Here is a 17,867-nt window from a genome sequence, read left to right as displayed (position 1 = left end):
CGGACGCCCGCGCCGGTTTGCAGGCCGGCGTCACGGTACGGTCACGCCCGGATCGGCGACCGGACCCTTGACGCGGTAGCGTCAGGGAACGTGGAAGGCAACCGGGCACACGTGGTCGTCATCGGAGGCGGGATCTCCGGCCTCGCCGCCGCGTGGCACCTCAGACAGGGCGCGGGCGAGCGGATCAAGGTGACGGTGCTCGAAGGCGCCGCGCGCGTCGGCGGCAAGCTGTACGCCTCCGAAGTGGCCGGCATCGGCGTCGACGCGGGCGCGGAGGCGATGCTGGCCAGGCGCCCGGAGGGCAAGGAGCTCGCCAGGGCGGTCGGGCTCGGCGACGACCTGATGACCCCGGGCACCACCCGCTCTTCCATCTACACCAGAGGCACGCTGCGCGCGCTGCCCAAAGGGCAGTTCATGGGCGTGCCGGGCGACCTGATCGCCCTGGCGAAGTCCGGCATCCTGTCACCCGGCGGGCTGGCACGGGTGCCGCTCGACCAGATCCTGCCGGCCACGCTGGTGCGCACCGACGTCTCCGTCGCCGCCTACATCCGCGCCAGGATGGGCGGCGAGGTGGTCGAGAGGCTGGTGGAGCCGCTGCTCGGCGGCGTCTACGCGGGCCGCGCCGAGCGGCTGTCGCTGGAGGCGACGATGCCGAGGGTGGCCGCCGCCGCCCGCGCCGAGCGCTCCCTGCTCACCGCCGCCCGGCAGATCGTCGGCGACGCGCCCAAGGACGCGGGCCCCGTCTTCACCACGCTCAGGAACGGCATCGGCAGCCTGCCCGAGGCGGTCGCCAAGGCCTCGGGAGCCGACGTCAGGACCGGCGTCACCGCCCGCGAGCTGCACAGGACCGAGACCGGCTGGCGGATCGTCACCGGGCCCGTGCCCCGGCCCGAGACGATCGAGGCCGACGCGGTGATCGTCGCCGTGCCGGGACCGGCGGCGGCCAGGCTGCTCAAGGCGGAAGCCCCCAAGGCGGCGATCGAGCTGGCCAGGATCGAGTACGCCAGCATGGCCGTCGTCACCCTCGCCTACCCGCTCGACGCCTTCCCCGAGCCGCCCACCGGCAGCGGCTACCTCGTCCCCGCCGTCGACGGCCGGGCCGTCAAGGCCGTCACGTTCAGCTCGGTCAAGTGGCCGCACCTGAGCCGGGACCTGCTGATCCTGCGCTGCTCGATCGGCAGGATCGGCGAGGAGCACCTGCTGCAGCGCGACGACGCCGAGCTGGTGTCGGTCGCGATGGCGGAGATGGGCGAGGTGATGGGCGTGCGGGCGCTGCCCCTCGACTCCCGCGTCACTCGCTGGGGCGGCGGGCTGCCGCAGTACAACGTGGGCCACCTCGACCTGGTGGCCAGGGTGCACGCCGCGGTGGCCGGGCAGCCCGCGCTGGCGGTGTGCGGCGCCGCCTACGACGGGATCGGCATCCCCGCCTGCGTCGCCACCGCGCGCACGGCCGCCTCCCGGATTCTGGACCACCTCGCACAGGCAGGAGAATGAGAGCATGACAGAGGGCGCTGCGCGGCCGAAGGCCCGCGATCTCAACCAGGTGATCCGCTACACCATGTGGTCGGTGTTCAAGGCCACCGACCCGGTCCCCGGCAACCGCGACACGGTCTCCGCGGAGGTCGAGGAGCTCCTGGAGCAGGCGGCGGGCAAGGACGTGGTCACCCGGGGCCTCTACGACGTGGCCGGGTTCAAGGCCGACGCCGACTACATGTTCTGGTGGCACGCGCCCACCGCGGAGGGCCTCCAGGACGTCTACTCCCGGCTGCGCCGCACCGAGCTGGGCCGGCACAGCGCGCCCGTCTGGTCGGCGATGGCGCTGCACCGGCCCGCCGAGTTCAACAAGTCCCACATCCCGGCCTTCCTGGCCGAGGAGGAGCCCCGGGCCTACGTGAGCGTCTACCCCTTCGTACGCTCCCTGGAGTGGTATCTCCTCGACGACGCCGAGCGCCGCGCGATGCTGGCCGAGCACGGCAAGATGGCCCGCGACTACCCTGACGTGCGCGCCAACACCGTCGCCTGCTTCGCGCTCAACGACTACGAGTGGATGCTCGCGTTCGAGGCCGACGAGCTGCACCGGATCGTCGACCTGATGCGCACCCTGCGCGCCGCCGAGGCGCGGCGGCACACGCGGCTGGAGATCCCCTTCTACACCGGCGTCCGCAAGCCCGTCCGGGAGCTCATCGCCGACCTGCCCTGACGGCTTCCGGCCGCGCGTTCCGTCAAGGCCGTCGGACGGATCGAGACCCAAGTTGTGGATCCCTCGGACTTGATCTTCCCTGTTTGTCACAATCAGGGAAATTCTGTGCTCGGTACGGGGCGGGCACGGGATCCACGCTTGGCACGGTCCAAGGGGGCACCCCCATGCGGGAACGCGCGGGACGACGGCCGTACGAACAACAGAGCGCCCGGCCGGTCGGCGGACAGCGGGAGGGCGACACGCCGGAGGCGCCGGGGCGGCGCGACGCGGACGATGTCGCGGGGCTGCCGCCCGCTGAGATCGCGGTCTCGGCTCGGCTGGTGGTGCGGCCCGGTGGGAGTGGGCGGCGTAGGGCCGGGAGGCATGCCGCTGGGCGGCGGGGAGTGCGGCGGCGGCGGGGGCGGTCGCGCGGGGCGTGGCTGGCGGGGGCATCGGCGGGGGTGATCGCGCTCGCGGCCGGGGTCATGGGTGTGGTCGGGGTCGACGGCACGCTCGGCGGGTTGCTCGTGGCCGCCGCCACTGCCACCGACGGTGGGGACGGCCGGACTCCGGGTGGAGGTGGCTCGGGCGGTGGGGCGGTTTCGTCCAGGGAGGTCACGCGGGCGGCGCCGAGGTCCGGGACGGTGGCGAGCGGCAGTCCCGGGAGCGCGTCGAAGAAGGCCGGGGACGGGCAGAGCGCGACGGGGCGAGCGGCGGCTTCGGGCGCCCCGGCCTCGGATTCCGGGGCGGGCGCCAAGACGGCTGATTCCGGCGCGGTGGGTGATTCCGGGCTCGACGGTGACCAGGCGCCGGCCGCTGTTCCGGGGGACGTGAGCGGGCGGGCCGGTCCCGGGCGGGTGGACGCGGATCCGGGTGACGTCTCCGGGTACAAGGCCGACGGCCCTTCCCGGCACACCGACCAGGAGGCTGTGGAGTACTTCCGCGACCAGTGGGGCGCCGCCGACGAGGCGACCGGCCGCATCAAAGACATTCGCACCATAGGCCGATATTTGCGCATTTATACTGATTTGTCGGAAACGGCGGGGAACTCATCCCACGCTCTCACCCTGTGCGAGCGCGGCCTGGCGTACCTCAAGGCGAACGGGGTCAAGGACCCGGTGGTGTTCGTCCAAGCCAGGTTCGGGGAGAACGGCAACCCGGTGCTGGCCAACATCCTCGGCCCCTCCGACAGCACCTGCCGGGTCACCCATCCCGCCCCGAACTGACTCGCGACAACCGGGCCACCGCTCTCTCCGAACCACCGGGGTCACCCACTCTGTCCCGGACCGAGGTTGTCACCCACTCTGTCCCGGACCGGTTGTCGCCCACTCGGTCCCGGACCGACGGGGTCGCCCATCCTGTCCCGGACTACCGCACCCGCACCCGGGTCTTCAGGCACACCTCACACCGCTGGGTGACGACACGGCCGATCGTCTCGATCGTCACCCAGCGATGACGAAGATGGACACGCATCACAATCGGCCATTATCCCTACGCGGCGCGCGATACGCACGGTCGCCGCGTGATCACTGCGAGGGGTCGAGCCTCAGCGACACCGAGTTGATGCAGTAGCGATCATCCGTCGGCGTCGCATACCCCTCCCCGTGGAACACATGCCCCAGATGGGAGTCACACCGGGCGCACCTCACCTCGGTACGCGCCATCCCGAGGCTGCGGTCCTCGATCAACGTCACCGCGTCCGACTCCGATGGCTGGAAGAAGCTCGGCCACCCGCAGTGCGACTCGAACTTCGTGTCGGACCGGAACAGCTCGGCCCCGCAGGCGCGGCACGTGTAGACGCCCTCTGTCTTGGTGTCCACGTACTCGCCCGTGAAGGGCTTTTCGGTGCCCGCCTGCCTGAGCACGTGAAACTCCTCGGGCGACAACTGCACTCGCCACTCGTCCTCGCTCTTGACCACCTTGTCCATGCCTCCAGCGTACGAGATGCGGCAAAAAGAGATCTCCACAGGGGGAAGCATCCTTTCTGGGATGAAATTGCGTCTTTGTAGGCAAGGGGGTGTCATCGCCTCCTGCAAGGGGTGAGATCACTCGCGTGATCGCCTGAGCGGTACAGCCCACGCCCGTGCTGGAGCCGCCGGTGATCAACAGGCCGGCCGGGTGGCGCGCCAGCGCCCGGAACGGTGTGCGAATGGTCTCGAGAAGCCCGTCCCGTCGAGCCCTCGGTCCCGCCACTGAGGAGGCTCCGGGACGGGCCCCCGTTCTTGTCGTAGCCCTGCCCTACGCTTCGTGAAGTCATGGGAGTCACCACGACGGCGCCCGCTGACCGTTGAGCTCTTCGCGCTGGAAGGTAGGTTCGTGCCATGGCTTCGCCGTACATCGAGCTTGAGGTGGGGGAGCGGACCGTCAAGGTCACCAACCCTGACAAGGTCTACTTTCCGCAGATCGGCGCCACGAAGCGCGAGCTGGTCGAATATTACGTGAGCGTGGGCGAGGGCGCGCTGCGGGCGCTGAAGGACCGGCCGACCAATCTCAAGCGGCACCCCGACGGAGTGCAGAGCGAGGCGATCTACCAGAAGCGGATGCCGGCCAAGCGCCCCGACTGGCTGGAGACCGTCACCGTGACCTTCCCCAGCGGGCGCAAGGCCGACTCGCTGAGGGTGACCGAGGTGGCCGCCATCGCCTACTGCGCCAATCTGGGGACCATCGACTTCCACCCGTGGCAGGTGCGCGCGGCCGACGTGGAGCATCCGGACGAGCTGCGGCTCGACCTCGATCCGCAGCCGGGGCTGGAGTTCGAGGCGACGCGCAGGGCGGCGTTCCTGGCGCGGGAGGTGCTGGCGGAGTTCGGCATGACCGGGTTCGTGAAGACCTCCGGCAACCGGGGCGTGCACATCGCGGTGCGCATCGAGCCACGCTGGGACTTCGTCGAGGTGCGGCATGCGGGGATCGCGCTGGCCAGGGCGGTGGAGGAGCGTGATCCCGCCCTGGTGACCACGGCCTGGTGGAAGGAGGAGCGCGGCGAGCGCGTCTTCATCGACTTCAACCAGAACGCTCGCGACCGGACCATCGCCAGCGCCTACTCCGTCAGGGCGCAGCCCCACGGGCCCGTCTCCACGCCGCTCACCTGGGACGAGCTGGCCGACGCCGACCCGCGTGACTTCGACATCCGCACCGTGCCGCCCCGCTTCGCCGAGCTGGGCGACGTGCACGCCGCCATCGACGACCACCCGTGCTCGATCGAGGCGCTGCTCGAGCGCTACGACAAGGACGAGCGCGGAGACATGCCCTATCCGCCCAATTATCCGAAGATGCCCGGCGAGCCCAAGCGGGTCCAGCCGAGCAAGGCGCGCGACGACACGGAGTGAGTGCGCCGCATGAGCCGGTCTCACGCCGGCTGAGCGGCAGACGCCGCCGGTCGCGCGCCGTGCGTCACCGCCGAGCAGGTCGTGCGCGCGCCGGCAGCCGATAAATCGATGGCGATCTGGGGGACGGGGCGAATACGCTCACCGGTGTTCGTCGGATACGTCTCAGGGCTTTCGCGCCCTGGAAGGTGGGGAGTCAATGCCTCGGCCCGCGCCAAGCGCGCCTCGTCGTACCGTGGTCCGATTCTGTCGCTGACACGCCACCTCTGACCGGCCGTACGGCCGCCGTGCCCAAGCACGCGCCGTACCGCATCCACCCGCGCGCGAGCGTGGGTCGGCGAGGCCCGCACGGCGCTTCCTTGCTGCTTTTCCCATCACCATTCCGGCAAGGAGTACCCAGGGTGTCCACCCACAAGACCCGTTCCGCACTGACCAACACCTTTCCATGCGTACGCTGCGGCCTGACCGTGGCGGCCGTCGCCGCCGACGGTTCGCGTCGCAACCACTGTCCGAGCTGTCTGCACTCCCTGCACGTTCTCGACCGCGTCGAGGGCGGGCCGTCGGAGTGCGGGGCGCGGATGGTGCCGATCTCGATCGCGGTGCTGCGGACCGGCGACTGGATGATCATCCATCGCTGCACCCGCTGCGCGGAGCTGACGTCCAACCCGATCTGCGCGGACGACAACCAGCTCATCCTCATGCGGATGGCCGTACGCCCGCTCGCTCAGCCGCCGTTCCCGCTCGAAACGTTCGGCGATCTGTGATGGGCGGCCACGGACGAGGGAAATCCGGCGGCCGTAGGCCGCAGCGGCGCAAGGACGTCAGGCACGGTGAGCCTGGCGACGCGTTCCGCTGCGTCGGTTGCCGGTTGGACGTGCCGGTGTTCGCGCCGGGCACGGCCCACCGCAACCACTGCCCGCACTGCCTGACCAGCCTGCACGTCGATCACCGGGTGCCCGGCGACCGGCGGGCGAGCTGCCGGGGCCGGATGGCGGCGCTGAGCGTCTCCGTCCGGCAGGACGGCGAGTGGCTGATCATCCACCACTGCCAGTCCTGCGACGGGCTCAGCGCCAACCGCATCGCGGGCGACGACAACGCGCTCGCCCTGCTCCGCATCGCGATCAGACCGCTGTCGGACAGCGCATTGCCGACTAAGGTCCTGCTCGCTCTCTGAGCGCCCGTGCCCGGCGACTCGGCGCCGGGCACGGATCCCGCCGAAGCCCGTGCCGGCGAACTCGGTCCCGGGCACGGATCCGGCCGAAGCCCGTGCCGGCGAACTCGGTCCCGGCAGAGGTTCGAGAAGCCCGTGCCGGCGGTTCGCCGCCGGCACGGGCGCTCACTCGTCGCCGAACTCCAGGTTCAGTGCGCGGCTGAAGTCGGACACCGCCTCCTCGTGCCGGTCCAGCTCCTGGAAGATCTCGCCCCGCACCCGGTAGGCCCAGACGTAGTCCGCGTCCAGCTCGATGGCCCGGTTCAGGTCCTTCAGCGCCGCCTCGTTGTCGCCCATCTCACTCAGCACCGCGCCCCGGCTGCCCAGCGCGCGATCGTTGTCCGGGTCCAGCTCGACCGCCCGGTTGAGGTCCTGCAGCGCGTCCTCGTAGCGGTCGATCATGCGGTACGCCTCGCCCCGCCTGCTGTACGCCCGCACATACTCCGGATCGGCCTCCAGCGCGCTGGAGTAGTCGGCGATGGCCTCGGTGTACAGGCCCATGCGCTGGTAGAGGTCGCCGCGGGCCAGCCAGGAGTAGGACAGGTCCTCGTTCAGGGCGATGATCCCGGCGTGCAGGTCCAGCGCCTCGTCCAGCCGGTCCAGGTCCACCAGGGCGTCGGCCTTGGCCTCCAGGATCCACAGCGACTCCGGCGACAGGGTCAGCGCGTGCTCGAAGTCCGCCATCGCCTCCTCCAGGCGGCCGAGCGCGGCGTAGGCCTGGCCGCGTGAGCCGAGGGCGTAGGAGCTGTCCGGCTCCAGTTTGAGCGACTCGCCGAAGTCGGCGATCGCGGCGTCGTACCTGTCGATGATCCGATGGCTCTCCCCGCGCAGCCGCCAAGCTCTGGCGTTGTCCGGTACGAGAGCGATCGACTCGGTCAAGTCCGCGATCGCCGCGTCATGGCGGCTCAGCGCGATGTACGATTCGGCACGGCTGCGCAGCACGGAGGCACGGGACTGGGCCGCTGCCTCGGGTAGGTCTCGCTGATCGGTGATCCCCTCGCTCATGACGGGAAATCTATCTGACTAAATGCTGATAATGGCTGCCTTTTCCCGCGTGTATTCGAGGACGGCGTCGTGGCCGTACCCACTGTCCTTGACCCCGCCGAACGGCAGGCCGGGAGGCATCTGGCGGAAGGTGTTCACCCACACCGTGCCGCTCTCCAGATCCCGTACGAACCGGTGCGCACGCCCCAGATCGCGCGTCCACACCCCGGCAGCCAGACCGTAGGAGGAGTCGTTGGCGATCGCCAGCGCCTCCTCGTCCTCCTCGAACGGGATCGCCACCGCCACCGGCCCGAAGATCTCCTCCTGGCAGACGCGCAGCGAGTTGTCCGTCGCGGTGTAGAGCGTGGGGGAGACCCAGTAACCGCCGGGCAGGCCCGGCACCACCTCGGCGCCCGTCCTGCCGCCGAAGACCAGCTCGGCGCCCTCCTTCTCGGCGATGTCCAGGTAGGACGTGACGCGCTCGAACTGCTCGGCCGAGACGATCGGGCCCATCGTGGTCGCCAGGTCCAAGGGGTCGGCCAGCACCAGGTCCCCGGCGATCCGCTCGATCCGGGCCAGCAGGTCGTCCCAGACGGAGCGGTGGATCAGGATCCGCGAACCGGCCACGCACACCTGGCCCGCGTTCCCGGTGTAGACGGAGTTCACGGTGACGCCTTGGGCGGCGGCATCCAGATCGGCATCCGAAAACACGATATTTGGCGATTTGCCGCCTAGTTCGAACGTGAGCGGTTTGAGGGCGTCCGCCGAGGCCCGGGTGATCGCCTGCCCGGTCGCCGTCGAGCCGGTCAAGCTGACCTTGCCGACGCCGCGATGCCGTACGAGCGCGTCGCCCACCGCCTCGCCCAGCCCGCTGACGATGTTCAGCACCCCGGGCGGGAGCACCTCGGCCAGCAGCTCGCCCAGCCGCAGCACCGACGCGCTCGCCTGCTCCGCGGGCTTGACGATCACCGTGTTGCCCGCCGCCAGCGCGTAGGCGGCCTTGGCGGAGAACGTCGAGATGGGCGAGTTCCACGGAATGACACAGACGGCCACCCCGTACGGCTCCCGCCGCGTCAGGCCGAGCTGGTTCGGCCCCAGGATCACCGTGTCGCCCTTGACCGCCTCCAGACACTGGCCCGCCGCCAGCTCCCAGAGGAAGGTCATGCCGGGCAGGTCCTTGTGCAGGGTGTCGCGCAGGATCCGGCCGTTGTCCCTGGTCTCCAGCCTGGCGAGCTCCTCGGCGTGCGCCGCGAACACCTGCGCCACCTTGCGCAGGAAGCGCGCCCGGCCCAGCGCGGGCATCGCCGCCCAGCCGGGGAACGCCCGCCGCGCGGCCTCGACGGCGGCCTCGGCGTCGGGCCGCCCGCTCGCCGGCACCCGCGTCCACACCTCGCCGGTCGCCGGGTTCACCGAGTCCATCGTCGCGCCGCCGGTCGCGGGGACCAGTTCGCCGCCGATCAGGTTCCGATAGTCTGCCACGCGCCCAAGCATATGCTTGCTTGATTAGCTCGGCCAGTCACACCACGGGCACGCCCAGATCGGTGGGACGGCCGGACGGCGGCTCGGTCAGGCCGGGGTCGAGCTGCTTCATCAGCCGCCGCACCAGCGCCGCCCGGCGTACCCGCTCCCGTCCCAGCTCCTTCGGGATCACGCCCAGATGCCCGCCCGACGGGTAGATGTTCGGCGCGTTGCGCAGCCCCATCTTCAGGTAGACCGGCGCCGCCGCCCGGACGATCTCCACCGCCTCGTAGAACCGTACGAACCCGCCTTGATCATCCGGAACCTCCAGATAGAGGTCGATCGGCAGGCTCGTCGCGGCCCGCACCTCCGCGAGCTGCGGCACCGTCAGGTCGGTGCCGACATTGAGCGTGCTCGCGCCGAGCCGCTCGAAGACGGCCGCGGTGGGACCGTTGGTGAGCGGCACCAGCACGGAGGTCTTCAGCACCAGGCCCGCCGGCAACGTGCCGTCGGCCTTGAGCTGCCACAGCACCTCCAACGCGCCCAGATCCCCCACGAGCAGACTGCGAATCCCCAGCTCACAGGCCCGCAGTGCGTCCGCCACGCACGCCGCCACCATGGCGTTCCCGCGCGCCGCCGCGCCGACGGCCTGCGTCACCTTCGCCTGACCGCCGGTGTCCCACGCGGCACGCGGCCCCAGGAACAGATTGACCTCGATGCCCCGCTCGGCCCCCAGCTCCGCCATCGCGGAGATCTCCTCGTCCGACAGCATCATCACCCCGCTGCCCTGCGACGTACGGTGCACCGGCACGCCGAGCCGATCCGCCTCCTCGACCACCGCCGCCAGCACCTCCGGCCCCTCCACACTGGGAATCTCGAAGCGGTACGCCGCGCCGTCGGCGAAGCGCGCCCCGGAGACGGGCGGCGCCTGCAGCACCGGGTGACCGAGCCGCGCCATGAGCGCGTGCAGATCGGCAAGGCTGGTCATCGCGATTCTCCTCGCTGTGCATCCCATCGTGTACGCCCACCGCCCGCGGCTCGCCGCCGGCCACCACCAGCTTCCTCCATCGACCACCCGAGCAAGACCCCCGCCCCGTATGGCCGAGGATCACCTGGTCACAGGGCCGGACACCCTTTCAACCGGCTTTGGGGGCGATCCGGCGCGGTGAGTTCAGCGGCGGGGTGGACGCGAGGCGAGGGCAGGGTGGCGGGCGGTCATAAGATCGAGGGATGGAGCTGGTTCCGGGAGTCCACGTCGCCGTCACCGATCGTCATGGAGGCGTCAGCGAGCCGCCCTACGGCACGCGCAACCTCGGCGGGCTCACCGGCGACGACCCCGCCGCCGTACGGGCGAACCGGGCGGGCGTGGCGGCGGAGCTCGGCGTGCGGGCCATCGTGTTCATGCGCCAGGTGCACGGCGCCGAGGTGGCCTATGTGAGCGAGCCTTTCGGAGAGGACGCGCCCCCGGTCGACGGCGTCTACACCACCGAGCCCGGCCTGGCGCTGGCCTCCCTCGGCGCGGACTGCCCAGCGGTGCTGGTGGCCGACCCGGTCGCCCGCATGGTCGGCGCCGCCCACTCAGGCCGCCCAGGCACAGAGGCCGGGGTCGCGGCGGCACTGGTCGCCGCGATGGCCGACAAGGGGGCGGACCCGCACCGGATGGCCGCGCTGATCGGCCCCGGAGCCTGCGGCCGCTGCTACGAGGTCCCCGCCGAGCTACGCGCCCAAGTGGCCGCCAAGATCCCGGAAACCTCCTCCACGACCTCCTGGAACACTCCGGCCCTGGACCTGCGCGCCGGCATCGAGGCCCAACTCCGCGCAGCGGGCGTACCAGACGTCCGGCACGACGCCCGCTGCACACTGGAATCCGACGACCTCTACTCCCACCGTCGCAAATCCCCGGGCCGCTTCGCGGGCCTCATCTGGCTCGCCTGACCCACACCGAAAGCCGCACCAGACGCAGGCCCGCTTCCCGGGCTTGTCCGGCTCGCCGGGTCACAGGCGGAGGCACGCACCCGCCTGAATACGGGCGGAGGCAACGCCTCGCCTGGTCACGGGTAGAGGTGCGCACCCCGGACGGTCCCAGGGCGCTTCGCGCGCCGACTTGGCTGAACTGTGGCGGGCGTTGTCACTGTTTCGCCCAAATCTGATCAAGTCGTGACATCCGCGACAAATCTTTCGGCAGTTTTTTGGTTGATCAGATCCCCTGTCCACGCCGTCCAGCCCTGGGAGCGTGGGGTTGCGCCGTACTGGCGTGGGGTCTGGATGCGGTGACGAAGGGGGACGTCGATGACGGGCGGGACGAAGGCGGGGGCCACGGTCACGGGCCTGGGGGCCACCACGCCACTGGGCGGGGACGTGGCCGCCACCTGGGCGGGCATGCTCGCGGGGCGCTCCGGGGTCGCGATGCTCGAACAGGACTGGGCCGAGGACCTGCCCGTCCGGATCGCCGGCCAGATGCTGGTGGACCCGGCGGAGGTGCTGGGCAGGGTAGGGGCCAGGCGGCTGGACCGCTTCCAGCAGGCCGCACTCGTCGCCGCCCGGGAGGCGTGGGCCGACGCCGGAGCCCCTGAGGTGGAGCCCGAACGCCTGGCGGTGGTCATCGGTACGGGCGTCGGCGGCATGCGGACCACGCTCGACCAGGATGATCTTATGGAGGCGTCAGGCCCGCGCCGGGTCTCGCCGTACACCATTCCCATGCTGATGCCGAACGGCGCCGCAGGTGTGATCAGCATCGAGTTCGGGGCTCGTGGCGGTGCGCACACCCCGGTGAGCGCCTGCGCCTCCGGGGCCGAGGCGATCGCCATGGGCCTGGACCTGATCCGCCTGGGCCGCGCCGACGTGGTGATCGCCGGTGGCGCCGAAGCGTGCCTACATCCGCTGGCCCTTGCCGGGTTCGCCCAGATCAAGGCGCTGTCCACGCGCAATGACGCGCCGCAGGAGGCGTCCAGGCCGTTCGACGCCGGGCGGGACGGGTTCGTGCTGGGGGAGGGGGCGGGGGTGGTGGTGCTGGAGCGCGCCGGGTTCGCCTCGGCTCGTGGCGCGCGGGCCCACGCCACGCTGGCCGGCGCGGGCACTACCTCCGACGCCCGCCACATCACGGCCGCCGACGTGGACGGGCAGGTCCGTGCGATGCGCCTGGCCCTGGCGGCGGCCGGCCTGGGCCCGCTCGACATCGGTCATGTGAACGCGCACGCCACCTCAACCCCGACCGGCGATGTGACGGAGAGCGCTTCGATCGCCGAGGCGCTGGGCACGCATCCCGCCGTCACCGCGACCAAGTCGATGACCGGCCACCTGTGCGGTGCCGCGGGAGCGGTCGGCGCGATCGCCGCCATCCTCGCGCTCCGCGACGGCCACATCCCCGCCACCCGCAACCTGGACCGCCTCGACCCCCAGATCAAACTCGACATCGTCACCGGAGCCCCACGCCAGGGCAAGTGGACAGCGGCGATGACCAACGCCTTCGGCTTCGGCGGCCACAACACATCCCTGACCTTCACCACCTGAGCCGCCCGGCCGCCACCCGCCCAGCCACCACCCACCGGCCACCCGCCCAGCCGCCACTCGAACAGCCACCACCCACCGGCCACCCGCCCAGCCACCACCCACCGGCCACCCGCCCACCCGCCACTCGAACAGTCCGGGCCGCCGGCTCAGCTGGGCTTGTGGTTGCCGTTGAACACCGCGTTGACCAGCACGATGCCGATCCAGACGGGGATGTACGCGGCGCTGCCGCCATCGCTGAACAAGGTGATCAAAATCGTGGCGACCGTGCCCAGGGCCAGCGAGACGATCGCCAGCGCGAGCCGCTGACCGTCCCTCATCCGGTCCTGCTTGGCCATGTCCTTGGCTTGCGGAGCCGCGGCAAGGCGCTCGTCCACCCGTCTGTCGACCTCTTTGCCCATCTTGTCGAGAAACGACTCGACGATGGCATCCTCGAAGTCCGGGCCGAGGTCGCGGCGAGCGGACACCGCCGCCTTTAGCTCATCTCCGGTGCTCATATGTCGAGATATATCGCTAAGCGCGCTATCGGGCAAGAATATCGTCAAGGTTGTACGACACCGGCCGCTCCAGTTGCTCGTACGTACACGAGAGCGGGGTGCGGTCGGGGCGCCAGCGCCGCCACTGGGCGGTGTGCCGGAACCGGTCGCCCTCCATCTGGTCGTAGGCCACCTCGATCACCAGCTCCGGCCGGAGCGGGATGAACGACAGGTCCTTCTTGGCGTTCCAGCGTGAGATCGCCCCCGGCACCCGCTGACCGCCCGAGGCGGGGCTGGGCGCGGGCTGGCCCACGCCGGCCGCCGCCTGCTCGGCCCAGTGCCCCCACGGGTGCTCACCCAGGCCGGCGATGTACGGCTTGAGCTCCTCCACCAGCTCGGCCCGGCGCGCCATCGGGAACGAGGCCGCCACCCCCACATGGTGCAGCCTTCCGTCGTCGCCGTAGAGGCCGAGCAGGATCGAGCCCACGATGGGACCGCTCTTGTGCTCGCGGTAACCGGCGACCACCACGTCGGCGGTGCGCTCATGCTTGACCTTGAACATCGTCCGCTTGTCCGGGAGGTAGGGCTGGTCGCCCGGCTTGACGATGATGCCGTCGAGCCCGGCCCCCTCGAACATCTCGAACCACTCGGCGGCCTGCTCGTCATTGACCGTCACCGGCGTGAGGCGGACGGACCTGCCCTTCTCCGGGAAGATCTCCACCAGGCGCGCCCGGCGCTCCCTGAACGGCGCCTCCATCAGCGACTCGTCCCCGATCGCCAGCAGATCGAAGGCCACGAAGGAGGCCGGGGTCCGCTCCGCGAGCATCTTCACCCGGGAGGCCGCCGGGTGGATGCGCTGCTGCAACGCCTCGAAGTCGAGCTGTGATCCCTGCGGCAGCACGATCTCACCGTCGACCACGCACTTGTCCGGCAGCTCCTGCTTGACGGCCTCGACCAGCTCGGGGAAGTAGCGCGTGAACGGCCGCTCGTTACGGCTGCCGAGATAGACCTCGTCCCCGTCCCGGAACACGATGCACCGGAACCCGTCCCACTTCGGCTCGTAGAACAGGTCGCCGTCCTGCTTGGGCATGGCCTTGATCGGCTTGGCCAGCATCGGCGCCACCGGCGGCCGCACCGGAAGATCGAGATCCGGGATCGGCTCGGGCTCCTTGGCCTTCCGCTTCCCCCGCCCGCCCACCGACTCCGCGACGGCCTCGACAGGCGACTCCGCGACGGCTTCGACAGGCGACTCCGCCATGGCCTCGACAGGCGCCTGTGCGGCTTGCGCGTCCGGCTCTGCCGCCGGTCGCGTGATCGGGTCCGTCGTCGGCCCTGCGGCTCGCGCGTCAGGTGCTGTCGCCGGTGGCGTGGTCGGGTCTGTCATCGGCTCGGCTCCCTCGTGTAGCGGCAGAAGAGGACCCCCTCCTCCTCCAGCACCTGCCTCAGCTCCAGCTTGACCTGCGACGGCTCCCCGTCGAGGATGCGCGCCGCGCCACCGCCGAGCAGCATCGGGCTGACCGACAGGCACAGCTCGTCGACCAGCCCGGCCGCCGCGAGCTGGGCGTTGATCCGCGGCCCGCCCTCGCACAGGATCCGGCTCAGGCCACGCTCGTGCAGCTCCGCCACCGCCGCCCGCAGGTCCACGCCCTCGTCGCCGGCCACGATCACGTCGGCCACCTCGGCCGCCGCCTTGAGCCGGGCGGCGGGGGCGCTCGCACAGGTCACGATGATGGTCCGGCTGCCGCCGGTGAACAGCGGGCCGGTCAGGTCGAGGTCGAGGCCCCGGCTGACGACCGCGAGCGGCGGGGCCGCCGGCCGGCCCGCCCGGATCTCGCGCCACGACTCGCGCGGGTTGACCGCGGCGTACCGCTCGGCTCTGACGGTCGCGGCGCCCGCCATGATGACGTCGGCGAGCCCGCGCAGGACCCCGAAGACGCGCTTGTCGCCCTTGCTGGAGAGCCCGCCGGACAACCCGTCCAGCCAGGCGCCGCCGTCGACGCTGGCCACCATGTTGAGGCGCAGCCACGGCCTGTCCACCGGGTAGGCATAAGCCCGCTCGATGTCAGGATTGTCTTCGATGTCGGGATGGATCCGGCGCACCCCTCTACCTTGGCACACGCCTCCGACAAGTTGCCGCGACGACCTACTGGGCCCGCGGCTGGCGCAGCACCTGCAGCGAGCGGGAGGTGACGGCGACCAGGTCACCGGGCTGCCAGGCGTCGTCGACGTAGAGGTTGTCGCAGCTCTCGTCGTTGGTGTCGAGCACGGGCAGCCAGCTCCCGCCGAACGCCCCGCCGGGCAGGGTGAACGTCATGTCCTCGTGGTGGGCGTTGATCAGCAGCAGGAACGAGTCGTCCGTGATGCGCTCGCCGCGCGGCCCCGGCTCGGTGATCGCCTCGCCGTTCAGATAGACCATCAGCGACTTGGCGTAGCTGACGTGCCAGTCGCTCGCGGTCATCTCGGTGCCGCCGGGGGTGAGCCAGACCAGGTCGCGCTTGCCGTTGTCGGGATGGCGGCCGTGGAAGAAACGGCGGCGCTGGAAGACCGGGTGCTCGCGCCGCAACTTCGACAGCAGCCGGACGAACGCCAGCAGATCGGACTCGGTGTGCAGGTGCGACCAGTCGATCCAGGCGATCTCGTTGTCCTGGCAGTAGGCGTTGTTGTTGCCCCGCTGGGTGCGGCCGAGCTCGTCGCCGTGGGAGAGCATCGGGACGCCCTGCGACAGGAAGAGCGTGGCCAGGAAGTTGCGCCGCTGGCGCTGCCGGAGCCGGACGATCTCCGGATCCTCCACCGGGCCCTCGGCCCCGCAGTTCCAGGAGCGGTTGTCGTTGGTGCCGTCGCGGTTGTCCTCGGCGTTGGCCTCGTTGTGCTTGCGGTCGTAGGACACGAGGTCGGTGAGGGTGAAGCCGTCGTGACAGGTCACGAAGTTGATCGAGGCCACGGGCCGGCGGCCGGAGGTCTCGTAGAGGTCGGCCGAGCCGGTCAGCCGCGAGGCGAACTCCGGCAGCGCGGAATGCGTCCCCCGCCAGAAATCTCGTACGGTGTCGCGGTATTTCCCGTTCCACTCCGTCCACAAAGGCGGGAAATTTCCGACCTGGTACCCGCCGGGCCCCACGTCCCACGGCTCCGCGATCAGCTTGACCTGCGAGATCACCGGATCCTGCTGGATGAGGTCGAAGAAGGCGCTCAGCCGGTCGACGTCGTGCAACTCCCGGGCCAGCGCCGACGCCAGGTCGAAGCGGAACCCGTCGACGTGCATCTCCAGCACCCAGTAACGCAGCGAGTCCATGATGAGCTGCAGCGCGTGCGGCGAGCGGACGTTGAGCGAGTTGCCGCAGCCGGTGTAGTCGAGGTAGTAGCGCCGGTCGTTGTCGTGCAGCCGGTAGTAGGCGGCGTTGTCGATGCCCCTGAAGCCGAGCGTCGGCCCCATGTGGTCACCCTCGGCGGTGTGGTTGTAGACGACGTCGAGGATCACCTCGATGCCCGCCTCGTGCAGCGCCTTCACCATGGCCTTGAACTCGGGCACCTGCTCGCCGCGCGTCCCGGCGCCGGAGTAGCCGCCGTGCGGGGCCAGGTAGGCCATCGTGTTGTAGCCCCAGTAGTTGGTCAGCCCCCGCGCCACCAGGAAGTGCTCGGGCATGTAGTGGTGCACCGGCATCAACTCGACCGCCGTCACCCCGAGCGAGAGCAGATGGTCGATGATCGCCGGATGCCCCACCCCCGCGTAGGTGCCCCGCAACTCCTCGGGCACGCCGGGATGACGCATGGTCAGCCCCCGCACGTGCGCCTCGTAGATGACACTCTCGTGGTACGGGGTCCGCGGCGACCGGTCGTTGCCCCAGTCGAAGAACGGATTGATCACCACGTTCTTCGGCATGTAGGGGGCGCTGTCGGTGGTGTTGAGCTGGGACGGATCGGTGAAGTGATAGGGGAACAGCGCCTCGTTCCAGGTCAGCTCACCGTCGACGGCCTTGGCGTAAGGGTCGAGGAGCAGCTTGGAGGCGTTGGTCCGCTGCCCGAGCGCCGGGTTGTGCGGACCGTGTACGCGATAGCCGTAGCGCTGGCCCGGCATGATGCCGGGCAGGTAGCCATGCCAGACGAACCCATCCACCTCAGGAAGATCGACCCGTTCCTCCGAGCCGTCATCGTGGAAAAGGCACAGCTCAACTCGCTCGGCCACCTCGGAGAACACCGAAAAACTGGTGCCAACGCCGTCCCAGGTGCCGCCGAGTGGATAAGGTTCGCCCGGCCAGACTTCGCGCATGTGACTTGATTGTCGCATGCGATCGGGGCCTTACTAGAGCAGTTCGGCCTTCAGCGTGATCGTCGTGCCCGACAGGGCCTTGCTGACCGGGCAGTTGGCCTTCGCATCTTCCGCGGCGCTCTGGAACTGCTCGGCGGTGAGACCGGGCACCTGCCCCTTGACGGTGATCACGATGCCGGTGATGCCCTCACCCGGCTGGAACGTGACGTCCGCGCTGGTCTGCAGCGACTCGGGCGGGGTGCCCGCGCCGGCCAGACCGTGCGAGAGCGCCATGGAGAAGCACGAGGAGTGGGCGGCCGCGATGAGCTCCTCGGGCGAGGTCTTGCCATTGGCGGCTTCGGCCCTGGACGGCCAGGAGACCTCGAAGGTGCCGACACCGGAACTGTCGAGCGAAACCGTGCCCGAACCGTCGAGCAGGGCGCCCTTCCACTGCGTGGTCGCGGTGCGAGTCGTGGCCATGGGAATT

At 70.5% G+C, this 17,867-nt stretch carries 17 protein-coding genes; 8 read left to right on the top strand and 9 right to left on the bottom strand.

The window, feature by feature from the left end; translation table 11 throughout:
* Positions 1 to 90 precede the first annotated feature (90 nt).
* From hemG to OHA68_RS42770, 3 genes are all read left to right on the top strand, one after another.
* Positions 91 to 1,494, top strand: coding sequence for a protoporphyrinogen oxidase (gene hemG, locus OHA68_RS42780; RefSeq protein ID WP_327105346.1), 1,404 nt, complete (start codon positions 91 to 93; stop codon positions 1,492 to 1,494).
* A 4-nt stretch (positions 1,495 to 1,498) separates the two neighbouring features.
* A complete protein-coding gene (gene hemQ, locus OHA68_RS42775) occupies positions 1,499 to 2,200 on the top strand; it encodes a hydrogen peroxide-dependent heme synthase (RefSeq protein ID WP_327105345.1) in 702 nt (233 codons plus the stop codon).
* A 164-nt stretch (positions 2,201 to 2,364) separates the two neighbouring features.
* Positions 2,365 to 3,405 carry a hypothetical protein gene (locus tag OHA68_RS42770; protein ID WP_327105343.1) on the top strand — a complete coding sequence of 347 codons (1,041 nt, stop codon included), beginning with the start codon at positions 2,365 to 2,367 and terminating at the stop codon, positions 3,403 to 3,405.
* A 300-nt stretch (positions 3,406 to 3,705) separates the two neighbouring features.
* Here the strand turns inward: OHA68_RS42770 and msrB are convergent, their stop codons facing one another.
* Entirely contained in the window at positions 3,706 to 4,107 is a 402-nt protein-coding gene (msrB, locus tag OHA68_RS42765; protein WP_189143825.1) for a peptide-methionine (R)-S-oxide reductase MsrB, read from the bottom strand.
* Between the two features lie 393 nt (positions 4,108 to 4,500).
* On the opposite strand from msrB, the gene ligD reads away from it, so the two are divergent.
* The 3 genes from ligD (at position 4,501) to OHA68_RS42750 (ending at position 6,676) form a co-directional block, all read left to right on the top strand.
* Positions 4,501 to 5,505, top strand: a complete 1,005-nt coding sequence (gene ligD, locus OHA68_RS42760) for a non-homologous end-joining DNA ligase (RefSeq protein ID WP_189143826.1) — start codon at positions 4,501 to 4,503, stop codon at positions 5,503 to 5,505.
* A 398-nt stretch (positions 5,506 to 5,903) separates the two neighbouring features.
* The gene (locus OHA68_RS42755) at positions 5,904 to 6,266 is read left to right on the top strand and encodes an RNHCP domain-containing protein (RefSeq protein WP_189143827.1); all 363 of its coding nucleotides are present in this window, start codon (positions 5,904 to 5,906) and stop codon (positions 6,264 to 6,266) included.
* Positions 6,266 to 6,676: an RNHCP domain-containing protein gene (locus OHA68_RS42750; RefSeq protein ID WP_189143828.1), complete on the top strand. Its 411-nt coding sequence runs from the start codon at positions 6,266 to 6,268 to the stop codon at positions 6,674 to 6,676. The genes OHA68_RS42755 and OHA68_RS42750 overlap by 1 nt, the downstream gene beginning before the upstream one ends.
* A gap of 162 nt (positions 6,677 to 6,838) precedes the next feature.
* Here OHA68_RS42750 and OHA68_RS42745 read toward each other — a convergent pair whose 3' ends face one another.
* Genes OHA68_RS42745 through OHA68_RS42735 form a run of 3 tightly spaced genes read right to left on the bottom strand, consistent with a single transcriptional unit; the run spans position 6,839 to position 10,142 of the window.
* Positions 6,839 to 7,717 (bottom strand): tetratricopeptide repeat protein, encoded by an 879-nt coding sequence (locus OHA68_RS42745; RefSeq protein WP_189143829.1) that lies wholly within the window; start codon positions 7,715 to 7,717, stop codon positions 6,839 to 6,841.
* Positions 7,718 to 7,735: 18 nt separating this feature from the next.
* Positions 7,736 to 9,175 carry an aldehyde dehydrogenase family protein gene (locus OHA68_RS42740; RefSeq protein WP_327105342.1) on the bottom strand — a complete coding sequence of 480 codons (1,440 nt, stop codon included), beginning with the start codon at positions 9,173 to 9,175 and terminating at the stop codon, positions 7,736 to 7,738.
* Between the two features lie 37 nt (positions 9,176 to 9,212).
* Positions 9,213 to 10,142 carry a hypothetical protein gene (locus tag OHA68_RS42735; RefSeq protein WP_327105341.1) on the bottom strand — a complete coding sequence of 310 codons (930 nt, stop codon included), beginning with the start codon at positions 10,140 to 10,142 and terminating at the stop codon, positions 9,213 to 9,215.
* A gap of 242 nt (positions 10,143 to 10,384) precedes the next feature.
* On the opposite strand from OHA68_RS42735, the gene pgeF reads away from it, so the two are divergent.
* Positions 10,385 to 11,089 carry a peptidoglycan editing factor PgeF gene (pgeF, locus tag OHA68_RS42730; RefSeq protein ID WP_327105340.1) on the top strand — a complete coding sequence of 235 codons (705 nt, stop codon included), beginning with the start codon at positions 10,385 to 10,387 and terminating at the stop codon, positions 11,087 to 11,089.
* Positions 11,090 to 11,443: 354 nt separating this feature from the next.
* A complete protein-coding gene (locus OHA68_RS42725; protein ID WP_327105339.1) occupies positions 11,444 to 12,664 on the top strand; it encodes a beta-ketoacyl-[acyl-carrier-protein] synthase family protein in 1,221 nt (406 codons plus the stop codon).
* 146 nt (positions 12,665 to 12,810) lie between these two features.
* On the opposite strand, the gene OHA68_RS42720 is transcribed toward OHA68_RS42725, so the two are convergent.
* The 5 genes from OHA68_RS42720 to OHA68_RS42700 are packed head-to-tail and all read right to left on the bottom strand — an operon-like array spanning position 12,811 to position 17,860.
* Positions 12,811 to 13,158 (bottom strand): hypothetical protein, encoded by a 348-nt coding sequence (locus OHA68_RS42720; protein ID WP_327105338.1) that lies wholly within the window; start codon positions 13,156 to 13,158, stop codon positions 12,811 to 12,813.
* 25 nt (positions 13,159 to 13,183) lie between these two features.
* A complete protein-coding gene (locus OHA68_RS42715) occupies positions 13,184 to 14,521 on the bottom strand; it encodes an ATP-dependent DNA ligase (protein ID WP_327105337.1) in 1,338 nt (445 codons plus the stop codon).
* Positions 14,518 to 15,237 carry a pyrimidine reductase family protein gene (locus OHA68_RS42710; protein ID WP_327105336.1) on the bottom strand — a complete coding sequence of 240 codons (720 nt, stop codon included), beginning with the start codon at positions 15,235 to 15,237 and terminating at the stop codon, positions 14,518 to 14,520. Before OHA68_RS42710 ends, OHA68_RS42715 begins: the two co-directional genes overlap by 4 nt.
* Positions 15,238 to 15,280: 43 nt before the next feature.
* Positions 15,281 to 17,401 (bottom strand): glycogen debranching protein GlgX, encoded by a 2,121-nt coding sequence (gene glgX, locus OHA68_RS42705; protein ID WP_327105335.1) that lies wholly within the window; start codon positions 17,399 to 17,401, stop codon positions 15,281 to 15,283.
* A 33-nt stretch (positions 17,402 to 17,434) separates the two neighbouring features.
* The gene (locus tag OHA68_RS42700; protein WP_189143837.1) at positions 17,435 to 17,860 is read right to left on the bottom strand and encodes an OsmC family protein; all 426 of its coding nucleotides are present in this window, start codon (positions 17,858 to 17,860) and stop codon (positions 17,435 to 17,437) included.
* Between the last annotated feature and the right edge of the window lie 7 nt (positions 17,861 to 17,867).

Origin of the sequence: Nonomuraea glycinis, assembly GCF_035920485.1 — a bacterium.
Lineage (GTDB): Bacteria > Actinomycetota > Actinomycetes > Streptosporangiales > Streptosporangiaceae > Nonomuraea > Nonomuraea glycinis.
This window is presented reverse-complemented; position numbering and strand designations above follow the sequence as displayed.